The sequence below is a fragment of the Candidatus Amarolinea aalborgensis genome, from assembly GCF_900491745.1.
GTDB lineage: Bacteria > Chloroflexota > Anaerolineae > SSC4 > Amarolineaceae > Amarolinea > Amarolinea aalborgensis.
The window spans coordinates 17030-29631 of the sequence record NZ_UETR01000003.1; the positions used below are offsets into that span (position 1 = coordinate 17030).

General features: G+C 63.7%; 8 protein-coding genes. 2 read left to right on the top strand and 6 right to left on the bottom strand.

Annotated elements, in window-relative coordinates; genetic code table 11:
- Positions 1 to 82 precede the first annotated feature (82 nt).
- The 6 genes from ACPQ6D_RS04835 to ACPQ6D_RS04860 all read right to left on the bottom strand — a co-directional run bounded on the left by ACPQ6D_RS04835 (position 83) and on the right by ACPQ6D_RS04860 (position 9536).
- On the bottom strand, positions 83 to 1576 hold the full coding sequence (locus tag ACPQ6D_RS04835; RefSeq protein ID WP_423223173.1) for a DUF4129 domain-containing protein: 1494 nt from the start codon (positions 1574 to 1576) through the stop codon (positions 83 to 85).
- Between the two features lie 95 nt (positions 1577 to 1671).
- The gene (locus ACPQ6D_RS04840) at positions 1672 to 2973 is read right to left on the bottom strand and encodes a DUF58 domain-containing protein (RefSeq protein ID WP_423223174.1); all 1302 of its coding nucleotides are present in this window, start codon (positions 2971 to 2973) and stop codon (positions 1672 to 1674) included.
- Between the two features lie 49 nt (positions 2974 to 3022).
- A complete protein-coding gene (gene recJ / locus ACPQ6D_RS04845; protein WP_423223175.1) occupies positions 3023 to 4795 on the bottom strand; it encodes a single-stranded-DNA-specific exonuclease RecJ in 1773 nt (590 codons plus the stop codon).
- Between the two features lie 537 nt (positions 4796 to 5332).
- Positions 5333 to 7066 carry a class I adenylate-forming enzyme family protein gene (locus tag ACPQ6D_RS04850; RefSeq protein WP_423223176.1) on the bottom strand — a complete coding sequence of 578 codons (1734 nt, stop codon included), beginning with the start codon at positions 7064 to 7066 and terminating at the stop codon, positions 5333 to 5335.
- 26 nt (positions 7067 to 7092) lie between these two features.
- Entirely contained in the window at positions 7093 to 7917 is an 825-nt protein-coding gene (locus ACPQ6D_RS04855) for an amidohydrolase family protein (RefSeq protein ID WP_423223498.1), read from the bottom strand.
- Positions 7918 to 8687: 770 nt separating this feature from the next.
- Positions 8688 to 9536 (bottom strand): sigma-70 family RNA polymerase sigma factor, encoded by an 849-nt coding sequence (locus tag ACPQ6D_RS04860; RefSeq protein ID WP_423223177.1) that lies wholly within the window; start codon positions 9534 to 9536, stop codon positions 8688 to 8690.
- Between the two features lie 236 nt (positions 9537 to 9772).
- Between ACPQ6D_RS04860 and ACPQ6D_RS04865 the strand changes: the two genes are divergently transcribed.
- Together ACPQ6D_RS04865 and ACPQ6D_RS04870 are read left to right on the top strand one after the other, a co-directional pair.
- Positions 9773 to 10594, top strand: coding sequence for a class I SAM-dependent methyltransferase (locus ACPQ6D_RS04865; protein WP_423223178.1), 822 nt, complete (start codon positions 9773 to 9775; stop codon positions 10592 to 10594).
- A gap of 219 nt (positions 10595 to 10813) precedes the next feature.
- Positions 10814 to 12271 (top strand): dihydrolipoyl dehydrogenase family protein, encoded by a 1458-nt coding sequence (locus tag ACPQ6D_RS04870; RefSeq protein WP_423223179.1) that lies wholly within the window; start codon positions 10814 to 10816, stop codon positions 12269 to 12271.
- The last annotated feature ends 331 nt before the right edge of the window (positions 12272 to 12602 follow it).

Sequence of the window (12602 nt, forward strand, 5' to 3'; positions counted from 1 at the left end):
CCACCTGGTTATCCAGCTATTGTCAGTCATACTGCAATCATACACCAAAATGCTTTCACTGTCAATGAAATCATTTTCAGGGTTAGACTGGCTGGGGATCTGCTTGCCGCGGCGTCTCCTGGATGGCGCGGAAGTCGGCGCGCAGCCGCGTCAGTTCGCTCTCGCTGATCGGATGATCGCCGTAGTGGACGCGCATGTAGGCCAGGGTCAGGCGCTGCAGGGCGACGTCCTGGCCCGGAAAGGCCTGGTGGAGGATGGGCAGGTATTCATCGGGGGCCACGGCCGGCGGCCGGGCAAAGCCGCGCTGCCGCGCCAGGCGCGTCAGGTTGGCGTAGAGGTTCTGCACGGAGATGGCGGCCAGGAGCTGGCTGCCCAGGCCGTAGCGGCGCACCAGGCGCGCCAGGTTGCGCAGCCGTCGCCAGCCGCGGCGCAGGCTGTTGCCGCCAAAGGTCAAATCCTCGTGCGCGACATCTTCGGCCTGATCGCTGACGCGCGACCGGCGCACGCGCCCGAGCATCAGGAGGACAAAGACGATCATCAGGCCCAAGACCACCAGCACCAAAGTGTAGCGAGCGGCCACCCAGATCCAGGGGGGGATGGGGTCGGCGGTTGGCTGCGTCGTCGCCTGGGTATCCAGGCTGGCAGCCTGCATCCTTTGAATGATGTTGTCCAGGCTGGTGAGCAGCGACGAATTACGAAAGAGGCCGACCAGGCTCTGGAACAGCCATTCCAAGATCGGCGCCAGGACCGCAAAGAGGGCATCGAGTACGAAGCGGAGGACGCGGCCGAGAATGACCCACAGCGGCCCCAGCCAACGGATGAGGGCCAGGATTCCCTGCGGCGTCACGACTGCGGCCAGGAGCGCGGTCGCGCCCAGCGTGACGCCGATCATCGCCAGGAGCTGCGCCAGGCGGCCCGCAGGCATCATCACGCCGGCGCTGTCGTACCCTCGCACCGCCTGTTGGTCAATGCGCGTGAGGGCCACGGCGGTCAGACCGAGGAAGAAGTAGAACCATACGAACTGCACGGCAGCCAGCGCCTGCGGTGCGACGCCGGCCAGCAAACCGCCGCCGACAATGAGCAGCAGAATCCCCAGGCGAAAGGCGACGCCGATGCTGAAGAAACCGAGGTCACGATTGGACGCGCTGGCCGCGCGCTGCCATAGGAAGAGCATGACCAGGAAGAAGAACAACTCCGGCCGCAGGCCGCGCTGGAAGTTGAAGATGGCGTCTGCCGTGTTGCGCAGCCAGGCCGCGTCGGTGAGCAGAGCGCGGCTGTAGAGGCCAAAACGAATCGCCAGCAGGGTCGTCAGCAGCAGCAGGCCCAGCACGCTCAGCTCGAACTGCGGCGATTCCAGGTCGCGGCGCTGCAGGATGTCGAGCATCAGCATGAGCAGCAGGAGGCTGGCCCAGAGCACGGCAAAGAGCGCCAGCGGGCTGGGAGTCGGCAGCGCCAGGTCTGCGCGCCAGATGCGCCGCGCCTGAAAAAACAGCAGGAGCAGCGGCGTCAGCCAGGCCATCTCCATGCCAGCCAGGCAAATGAAAATCAAGCGATGCCGACGATTACTCAGCAGCACGATCCTTCTCCAATCCCCGGTCTCCGATCTCCAGTCTCCAATCTCCGATCTCTGGTCTCCAATCTCCGATCTCTATCCTGCGATCTCTGGTCTCCTCACAGAACTCGCGTCTCAGCATCCTGCACCAACGTGGGGGTGAGCAGGTCCTCCACCAGATGCGGCAGGTGATAAATCATGATCCCAGGCATGAGGGCGACCGGCGGCTCCTCGGCCAGGGTGAAAAGGACGACACGGCGGCCGGCGCGGGCCAGGTCAAGCAGCGCGGCCAGCAGGGCCTCATGCGCGATGGCCGTCACCAACACCAGGGTGGCGCCCCACGGCGCGCGCGGCGCCTCACGCAGGAGCATCTCCTCGATCGGGCCGGTGGCGAAGTTGGTCACCGCGGCCAGCAGCTCCAGAATGTGCAGCAGTTGGTCAGGGCTGCGGCCTGGCAGCACGCGGATCGGCTGGTCGCTGTTGGGCAGCGCGCCGTTGGCGATGAGGCCGACCGGCAGGCGCTGCTCTGCGGCCAGCGCGGCCAGGGTGCCGGCCACGCTGACGACGCGTTCCAGCAGCTCAGGAATGTAGCCGTGCCAGTGGCGCACGAGCGTCGCCACGTTGAGGAAGATCAGCACCTGGGCTTCGGCGCTCGGCTCGAAGGCCCGACTGAGCAGCTGCTGTTGGCGCGCGGTGGCCTTCCAATGCACATGATGCAGCGAATCGGCCGGCTGCCAGGCGCGAATGCCCACCGTGCGCAGCGGATCGTCGAACAGGCGCCCGCGGGCGCCCTGGCTGCCGAACGGATTCTTGCGCGGCAGGCGCAAATCGGCCGCGCGGTAGAGGTGCGGATAGACAATCAGGCGCTGGCGTTCCATCAGGGTGGCGCGGCGGCTGAAGAGGCCAAAGCCATCACCGGTCGTGACCACCGATGGGCCGAAAGTGTAGAAGCCGCGCTCACTGCATTGAATTTGGAACGAACGCTGCAGGCGTTGAAACGCGCCGGGCATCCAGAAGGTATGGAACTCGCCCAGGTTGGTGGTGGCGTTGACCATGACTTTGCTGGCGTTGACCGGCAGTTCGACGGGGAAACGATCCACAATGCTAAGCCAGGTTAGGGGCAGGAGCTTCTGGTTGCGCACCATCAGCACCAGGTTGATGGTCTCGCCGCGAAAGGCGCGGATTTCGCTCAAATGCCGTTCGTAGTGCAGACCAAAGAGGCTGAGCGCGTTCCAGAGCCAGCTCGTCGCCGCGACCACGAGGAGAGCCACGGCGACCGCGGTCAAGAAGACATTCTGCAGCACCAGCCCTAAGAACAGCAGCAGCGCGCCCAGGACAACCCAGGCGTCGCTGAACTGCGTGTCGCTTTCGACATCTATGAAGCGATGGTGATGCGGTGTTCGAGATAGCCGACGCAGCATGTTCTTTGGCCCTCATTTGTACCGCGCGGTGCGGCGCATGGGAGACGAATCAGCCAGCGGATGGCGCGCCGGTTGGCATCAGGGTGGGCTGATAGGCGTCGAGCGCGCCTTCGGACAGCTTGAGATCATGCACATTCAACTGCAGACGGCGGTTGCCGTTGTACTCATTGGCTTCGAGCGCAAAAACCACGTCCAGGCGCTGACGCACGCGGCTCAGCCAGTGGCCTTGACGGAAGGCAATGGCGTCACGCGGCGGCCCGCCGTCGCTCAGCGTCAGCTTGAGATGCGCACCTTCGCCGCCAACGGTGCGCGCCTCCAGCACTTTGCAGTCACGCGCCAGCAGAACTGGCGGCCGGTTGTCCTGACCGCATGGCTCCAACTGCTGCAGAACCGCCAGCAGGCCAAAGTCCAGGTCGCTGAGGCGCACCACGGCGTCAATCTCGAACACCGGCTGCAGCGTCTGCTGCGCCAGCTCGGCCGCAGCCACGGCCTGAATCTCCTCGCGAAACTGGGGCAGGCGTTCGGTGCGAATCTTGAAGCCAGCCGCGGCTTCGTGCCCGCCGTGGCGCTCCAGCAGATGCGCCACCTGGTCGAGCGCGCGGGTGATGTGGAACGCTGGAATGCTGCGCGCGGAGCCGTGGCTGAAGTCAGGCCCGCGCTCGATGACGATGGTGGGCCGGTAGAACTCCTCGGTCAATTTACCCGCGGCCAGCCCCACCACGCCGTGCAGAAAATCGTCGCCTTCGGCCAGCAAGAGCAGCCCATTGCCGGGATTGGCTTCGATTTGACGCCGCGCGCGCTGCACGGTCTGCTCAGTCAGTTCTTGACGCTGGGTGTTCAGATGGCCCAACTGCGCGGCCAGCTCAGCCGCTTCGGTCTGATCCTGGCTGGAGAGCAGGCGGTAGGCCAGCATGGCCGACTGCAGCCGGCCGGCGGCGTTGAGGCGCGGGGCCAGCCGAAAGCCGATGGCGGTTGTATCCGCCTGGCCCGGCGTGACGCCCGCCTGCTGCATGAGCGCCTGCAGCCCAACGCGCGTCGTGCGGTTGAGGCGCGCCAGCCCCTGGCGCACCAGCTCGCGATTCTCCTGCAGCAGCGGCACGATGTCGGCCACGGTGCCGAGCGCGACCAGGTCAAGCAGATCGCTTTCGTCCAGGCTCGGAGGCTGAGCGCCGCGGGGCAGATTGGCGTTGACCGCGCGCAGGAGACCCTGCGCGACGCGATAGGCAACGCCAACGCCAGCCAGCCCGCTGAAGCCGTAGCGGCAGCCGGCCTGGCGCGGGTTGATGACCGCGAGCGCGTTGGGCAGCTCCGCGCCGACGTGATGGTGATCGGTAATGATCAGATCGAGGCCCAACGTGCGGGCATGGTCGGCTTCGGCCAGCGAGCGGATGCCGCAGTCCACGGTGATGACAAGCGCGAAGCCCTGCTGGTGCAAGAACGTCAGCGCCCGGTTATTCAGGCCGTAGCCTTCATCTACGCGGTGCGGGATGTACGGCTCCACCTGACCGCCGCACGCACGCAGCGCCTGTACCAACAGCGTGGTGGAGGTGACGCCGTCCGCGTCGAAATCGCCGTAGACCGCAATGCGTTCGCCCTGGCGCAGGGCGCGGCGGATGCGCGTGACAGCTTCGGGCAGCCCTTTCAGGCTGTATGGATTCTTGACCAGGGTGGATCCTTGCAGGAAGGCCTCGATCACGGTGGGATCGCGCAGGCCGCGGTTGTACAGAATCTGCGCCAGCACGCGATGCACGTGCGGCACTTGCGCCAGGAAGGCAGGTGGGGCAGGCTCGGCAATCTTCCAGATTCTGGACAGCGGCGGCACGGGTCAAACCTCAGCAAAGGGATGGGGTCTATTGTAGCACGTTGCGCCTGTTCTGCCAACGCCGGTTGCCAAAGCGCAGCAATTCCCAATGTGGGGCATAGTCAACCACAAGGAGCACATGCGGGGGTGGGTGAACGCAAAGAAACGGCAGACTAAACGCAAAACAGCAGTTTTTTGTGTTCTTTGTGATCTCTGCGGCGAAAAACTCGGCCAAATTTGGAACTACTGGCCAAAGCGCGGCGCCTGTGAATCTGCGGCGGCGAGATTGGAAAAGCCTGGGCTACCGGTTGTGTACGGCAGCCCAGGCTTCGTTCATGCACTGGGGAATTCCATGCCGGCTGGACCAGCTTCTCAGATGAGCGGCCCATGCGCTGCGCGCGCAACCGTCTATGAAAACGGCAGGCGGCCCCGGAGTCGCAAACTTGTTCGATTCTTTTTCGGTCAGCCTTCACACAAAGCCGCCGAGGGTCAATAGGTTCTTTGTGTCTTGGTGTCTTTGTGTGAGCCAGTCCTATCCGGGGAGCCAGCATCTTCAGGTCAGCGGTCCCATCCGCCCTGTGCGCGCAAGGCGGCGATGGTCTCTTTGGCCAGGGCTGACAGCGTCACGTAATCGGTCTTTGCCACCCGATTGAGAGGCAGCTGTCCAGGTTCCAAGATCACATAGTGCAGCGGTCGCATGTAGGCGGTCAGCCCGCGGCCATGCGCTTCCAGGTCCGCCGGGGTCAACTCAATTCCCGGCTTCTTTTCCACAAAGGCCACGATGGCTTCGACGAACACATCGTGCTCCACCCCCACCACGGCCGCGGCCGCCACTTTCTCACGCAATTCGCACAGGTAATCTTCCACCTGGGCCGGGTAGACCTGGTATCCCTTGGGCTTGATTACCCAGCGTGTGCGCGCGGTAAAGTGCAGACCGGCGTCGTCCTTGAAGCCGATGTCGCCGGTGTAGATGATCCCATCCGTGGAGATGGTGTGCGCCGTCGCTTCAGGGTTATTGACGTAGCCCAAGAATGTCTGCGGGCCGCTGAAGCAGATGTCCCCAATCTCGCCGTCGGGCAGCTCGGCGCCGGCCGCGCCATCAGCCTGCAGGGGCTGACGAATGGAGAGCGGATAGGCTGGCATGTCGAAGCCGACGCTGGCGAGAATATCATCCACGGTGCCATCGAGGGGCGAATAGGTGACAAAACCGCCGGTTTCCGTCAAGCCCAGCCCTGTGCCAAACTTGGGCGCCATGGCCTTGAGCCGCTCCAGGAACGAGCGCGGCACCTGCTGGCCGCCGTAGAGGGCAAACTCCAAGCTCGACAGGTCGTACTGGTCGTAATTCGGCAGGCGCCACTCCATGTTGAAAAGGGCCGGAATCTGGCCCATGACCGTGACCCTGTAGTCTTGGATGGCCTGCAGCGACTTGACCGGATCGAAGATGTGCAAAATGACGGCTGTGCCGCCCATCCAGAGGACAGTCATCAACTGCTCGGCCTGTCCGCCGACGTGCGATGGCGGCAGGTTGACCAACATGCGCGAGTCTTCCCCAATGCCAAAGCCGTAGGCCAGGCACATGTTTTGGCAGGTGATGTTGCGGTGCGAGAGCAGCGCCGGCTTCGGGTAGCCGGTGGAACCGGTGGTGAAAATGACCTGCGCGCCGTCGGTTTCCGCAACGGCCGCCGCCGCGGCGCCAAACGCGCGCAGGGTCGGCGAGTTCGCAGGGTCCTGCACCGCCGCCGTCGCCAGGGCCTGCGCCTCGGCGGCGAGAACAAAGGCCGACTTGGCGCCCGCGATCGTCTCATCGGGCGCAGAGAACTGAATGAAATGCTCCACGAACGGGCAGTGCGCCATCACGGCCTTGCCCAGCTCGCGGAAGTCGGCCAGTGGCGTCTGTCCGAGGAAGGCGTAACCTTTGGCTTTGATCAGGCTCAGGCTGCGAATCACCTCCGGCCCCTTCAAGCGCAGATCCAGCGGCGCATGGATCACGCCGATTTTGAAGCAGGCGTACTGTAGGAAAATGTGTTCGGTTAGGAACGGCAGCGAAGTCGCAAAAAAATCACCCTTCTTGAACCCCATCGCGACCAACTTCATGGCGAGCGCGGTGGTGGTCTTGTCGAATTGTTCCCAGGTGATTTCCTGCTTGGTGTCGGCGTTGATGAGGGCCAGCGCCTTGGGCTTGGCGCGCGCCCATTTGGCGACGATGCCATGCAGCAGATGCCGATCGGCGAAGTCAGTCTCATAATGTCCCAACGTCATTTGCGGGACGCCATGTCGCTTCTCAATCTCCACGATTTCTTCCTCCAGGCGGCGGGGGTTTACGAGTCCAATTTGAACACGCGCTGCGCGTTGTCGTGCATGAACCGGGCGCGCACGTCCGGCGGCAAATCGAGCGCCAGCGCTTGCTGCGTACAGGTTTCGAAGGATAACTGCGGGAAGTTGGTGGCAAACAGCACCTTGTCCCTGCCGTAGGTGCGCAAGAAGTGAAGCAGCGACGGTGGGTAGTAGCGCGGCAGGTAGGCGGATGTGTCAATGTAGACATTGGCGTGCTTCCAGGCCAGGCTGATCATCTCATCGGTCCAGGGATAGCCAATGTGCCCGCCGACGATGCGCAGTTCGGGAAACGTGAGGGCCACTTCATCTATGTAGGGAATGGGGCGCCCCGTTTCGGAGGGCATGAGGGGGCCGGTGTGACCCACCTGCGTGCAGAATGGGATGTCAAGCTCGATACATTTGACATAAAGGGGATAGTACAGCTTATCGTTGGGTGGGCGATTCCACAGCCAGGGGAGCACGCGCAGCGCCTTGAAGCCCAGCTCTTTGACTGCGCGCTCTAGTTCATGCACTGCTTCCAACGGGCGCTCGAGGTTGACCGCGGCGACGCCGTTGAAGCGGCCGGGGAACTCGCGTACAATGGCTGCGACGTCGTCGTTGCTGAACACCCAGGCGCCGGGCCGACGCCAGGCCGACAGCAGCACCGTTTGGATGCCGGCTCGATCCATCAGGGCGACTGTTTCTGCAGGGGTCAAACCGGTTTCGAGAAGATGGCTGGCGCCCGATTGGGCAAAGAGACGCAAGATTTCCGGCACGTGTTGGAAACCCTGCAGGGACGCGGGCTGCGCCCAGGCATCAATGATGGTCATCAGTTCAGTTGACATCGTTGTCCTTTGTGATGCTGACCTTATGTGATTATTTTAACATAGTCCTCGCCGATTGTCATCTTGTCGCCCTGCGTAGGGTGTGGTTCAAACTGGGGGCATTTCAGAATGGGGGCCGTTCGGCTGAGACCTCGTCGAAGCGGGTTGGGCGATTGAGGCTTCGTCGTGAGCGGCTCGACCGCACGGTTCGACAGGCTCGACCGCACGGTTCGACAGGCTCTGAGCTTGTCGAAGGCCGCTGCCACCACGGTTAATACGGTTAGATGCAGCTCCTCAGCCACGGGCTTGGCACCGGCTTGTCGAGGCCGCACGGTTCTGCACGGCAGGCTCAGCCCAAGCACGGGCCCGCGTCAGGCCTTGCGGCTCGAATGGAAAGGGCCCGCCACCTACGTAACCCAGCCGTTGACAAGATGCAACCAGTTCCTATCGGCTGCGCGGCCTGAAATACGTCAGCCACGCCGCTCCAGTTACAAGACGATGCCGCCAAGCCCCGATCCGGGAACCGTCCAGGCCGGCATTGCTGCCGAAACGTACCTCCAGGTCGGGCTGCACGCGTTCCATGCAGCCCGTAGACCCCGGCATCCGTTCACGGTAACCCGCCGCGCCGGCAGGCGCTTAGCTGGGTGCGCATCCGGCTACGACATCCGGGCCAGCACCCCCGCCGGAGGCCAAAGGCCATCCGGCTACGAGGTGCAAGCCCCTCCGGGGCTACGCCCTCAAACTGAAATGCACCCCCTTGCGTTGCCTTGTCGGCTTTACGGCTCGAAATGATCGGGATGATCCGCGACGAAGATCCGCAGGCGCTGCTCCGCGCGCAAGAGCGCGCTGGCAACTGCGCCGTACGTCGTGTTGAACTCTGAGGCCGCGTCCGCCAGGCTCTTGTCTCGCAGCCGACATTCAACGAATACCTGACGCTGCCAGGGAGACGTGACGCACCGCAACGCTTCGGTCATGGCTTCATCGAACAACAGGTGATCGCGGTCATGAAAGGCGACGCGCATGCGGTCGTTGGGATGAAGATCGAAGGGCGATTCCTCGGAACTCTCATGCAGCATTTCAATGTCGTAGGGCAGCGAGGCATCAAGCGCCTCATGCCGACGCAGCAGGTCAATCGTCAGATGCTGCGCGACGATGGTCAGCCAGGCCACGAAATCTACGTCCCACGGATAGCGCGTGAGAACGACAAGCAGCTTGAGGCACATGGTTTGGGCAATGTCTTCGCTGTCCACTTGCGCGCGTCGCCACGGCACCTGATAGCGGGTCAGGGAGCGCACGACCTGCGCCCTGATATCGCGATAGAGTGCACGCCAGACGGTTGGGTCGTTGGAAGTCAGCGCCAGCACATGGTCATAGTGCGTCTCGATCATCTGCGCGATGATCGCGACATACGGCATCCAGCCCTGGCGGGTGACCACTGCTCGCATACGCTGGAGGCGCTGCCAGCGGGGCCCGGTGAGGTTGTGATAGGCGAGCCGGTTGAGCAATTCTGCGCCATCGTCCGCGGGCCAACGGCGCCATGGTGTGCGCTGCTCGGCCCACGCCGCTTCGACGAGCTGAAAACAGAACGCGCGCAATTCATCGGTGGAAGGAACATACATGGTCATGCGGAGGCCCTCCTCAGCGGGTGTTCATCAGAGCATCATGACACGAGTAGTAGATTGTGGTACAATCTGTGAACGTAAAAAGTGGTCTCAACGACACCGCATCATCCGGGAAATCATGGGCGCCCGCGATAGGATGGGGTGAGCGTGCGAACCGGCGGCTATTACCATTATACTACGCATGTTGCCGTTTTTGCAAATCCGGCGCATCGCTGCACTCTAACTTGAAGGTGACAAAAATGACCGTTCAAATGACCTTTGACGAGATTGACCTCTATTCCGGTTTGGCGGCGCTGCATTGGTCCGCGTATGACGACCCGGCGTGGGATCATGATTTCTACAAGCGCATCGTGGAGCAGGCTGGCGGGCTGGCGTTGGACGTGGCCTGCGGCGCAGGCCGGCTGCTGCGCCGTTACTTGCAGGCCGGGCTGGAGGTCGAGGGCGTGGACAGCGCGGCCGACATGCTGGCGGTCTGCCGGCAAAAGGCTGAGGCCGATGGGTTGGCGCCCGTGCTTTACTGCCAGCCGATGCAGGCGCTCGACCTGCCCAAGCGTTACGCGTGCATCTATGTTCCGTGCGGCAGCTTCACCTGCGTCATTGGCCAGGAGAACGCCCTCGAAGCGCTGCGCCGCTTCCATCGCCACCTGCTGCCCGGCGGTGTGCTGGCCTTCAACGCCTATTTCGGCGATTGGGGCGATTACGACTACAACAAGCCGGAGGCCGAACGCATCTATCCGTCACCCTGGAAGCCGCACGTGATCAAGGAGTTTGGCGGGCAGCGGCGCCTGGTGGTCGAACGGCGCTGGACCGGCATGGATCCGGTCGAGCAGATCAGCAGCGAGCAGCGACGGTATCGCCTCTACGACGGCGAGCAGCTGCTGCAAGAGGAGATTCACGCCGGCCAGAACCATTGGTACTTCAGGAAGGAGATGCTGCTGATGCTGCGCCTGGCTGGCTTTACGGATGTGCAGGTCAAGGGCGATTACACCGACGAGGACTTCGGTCCGCAGCACACGGGGACCATGGTGTTCATCTGTCGCAAGCCCAACGTCCCGGCTTGACAGGCAGTAGTTCCAAATGCGGCCTGGTTTTTTGACCACAGAGATCACAAAGAACGCAAAGAAGCCGCCAATTTGCACCTGAGCTGCCTTTTCTTTGTGTTCACCCACCCCCGCATGTGTTCTTTGTGGTTGGATGTGTGCTACCTTTGGAATTCCGGCTTGACAGGTCCAGAACCGTGCGTTCAGCGGCGGGCGCCCGCCGCTTCAAGGAGAAACTCAGTGACCCTTTCTCTAGCCACCTTTGATCTGATCGTTATCGGCGGCGGGCCAGCCGGCTCGACCGCCGCCCTGCGCGCCCGCGAACTGGGCGTGTCCGTGGCCCTGATCGAGCGCGGCGCCATGGGCGGCACCTGCACCAACGACGGCTGCGTGCCGACACGGGTGCTGGCCCGCGCCGCGCGGCTTATGGCCAACGCCAGCCAGTACGCCGACTACGGCATGAGCGCGCCGCCGCCTGAGCTGGATTTTCAGCGCCTGCTGGCGCGCACCCAGGCCATCGTCTATGAGATCCACGAGAAAAAGCAGCTCATTGCCCACCTGGAGGCGTCAGGCATTCAAGTGTATGACGGCGTGGGCAACGCCCGCTTCCTGGATCCGCACACCGTTGAAGTGCCGGACGGTCGCCAGTTCCGCGGCGACAAGTTCATCCTGGCCGCCGGCGGCCGCGCGCGGCGGCTGGATTTCCCGGGCGCTGAGTTCGCGCTGACCCACAGCGATATCTGGCGCTTGCAGCGGCTGCCGCGTTCCGTGGCCGTGGTGGGCGGCGCAGCCACCGGCTGCCAGCTCGCCGCCATCTTCAACGCCTTCGGCAGCGCGGTCACCGTGCTGGACGTGGCTCCGCGCATCCTGACCACCGAAGACAGCCTCGTGTCGCAGGCCATGACCGAGGCGTTCCAGCGTCGCGGCATTGCCGTGGTCACGGGCATCAGCGGCATTGAACGCATCGAGCGACAGGGCAAGGAGCTGGCGCTGGTCTATCGCCGCGGCGAGAGCACGGAGACGCTGCTGGCCGAGGCGGTGGTGCTCTCCACCGGCTGGCTGGGCAACCTGGACGGGCTCAACCTGGCCGCGGCGGGCGTGGCCACCGACGGTCGCTATGTCCTTTCCGACGACACCTGTCGCACCTCCGCGCCGCACATCTTCGCCGCCGGCGACATTGACGGCCGTATGATGCTGGTACAGAGCGCAGGCTACGAGGCGCGCATTGCCGCCGAGAACGCGGTGTTGGGCGGGCAGGGCCGCAAGGAATACCAGATCGTGCCTCACGGAGGCTTCACCAACCCCGAATATGCCAGCGTCGGCCCGACCGAAGAGCAGGCGCGCAAGGAGCGCGCCGTCGCCGTCGCCGTCGTTCCCTACGCTGACCTGGACCGGGCCGTGATTGATGGCCGCACCGAGGGCTTCTGCAAGCTCATCGTGGACTGGGAAACGCACCGGCTCGTGGCCGCGCATGTGGTGGGCGAGCAGGCGCTGGAGATCGTCCATGTGGTGGCCGCAGGTATGGCGGCCGATATGCGCGTCGAGCCGCTGGCCGAGCTGCAGATCGCTTATCCGACCTTCACCGCGATTCTGGGCCTGGCCGCGCGGCGCATCGTGGCCGAGCTGGGCGTGACGCCGCTGGCGCCGGAATGGCGCACGCTGGGTCGCGCGCCGGCCGAGTGGGAGAGGAGCGAGTAGGGGGCGTTGGATCACGAAGATGCGAAGGAGAGCGCGAAGGCGCGAAGCAGTACGAAGGAGAGCGCGAAGGCGCGAAGCAGTACGAAGGACACGAAGCACGAAGATTGCTGACTTCGCGACCTTCGCGCTTCGCGACCTTCGCGCTTCGCGATCTTCGCGCTTCGCGACCTTCGCGCTTCGCGACTTCGTGGGTCTTCGCGTTTTCGTGATCCAGCGGTCTTCGCGTTTTCGTGATCCAGCGGTCTTCGCGTTTTCGTGATCCAGCGGTCTTCGCGTTTTCGTGATCCAGCGGTCTTCGCGTTTTCGCGATCCAGCGGTCTTCGCGTTTTCG

Excerpts from the sequence above, each read along its gene's own strand:
- ACPQ6D_RS04860 (WP_423223177.1), bottom strand. The coding sequence starts at position 9,536 with ATGACCATGTATGTTCCTTCCACCGATGAATTGCGCGCGTTCTGTTTT.
- ACPQ6D_RS04865 (WP_423223178.1), top strand. The coding sequence starts at position 9,773 with ATGACCGTTCAAATGACCTTTGACGAGATTGACCTCTATTCCGGTTTG.
- ACPQ6D_RS04840 (WP_423223174.1), bottom strand. The coding sequence starts at position 2,973 with ATGCTGCGTCGGCTATCTCGAACACCGCATCACCATCGCTTCATAGAT.
- ACPQ6D_RS04855 (WP_423223498.1), bottom strand. The coding sequence starts at position 7,917 with ATGACCATCATTGATGCCTGGGCGCAGCCCGCGTCCCTGCAGGGTTTC.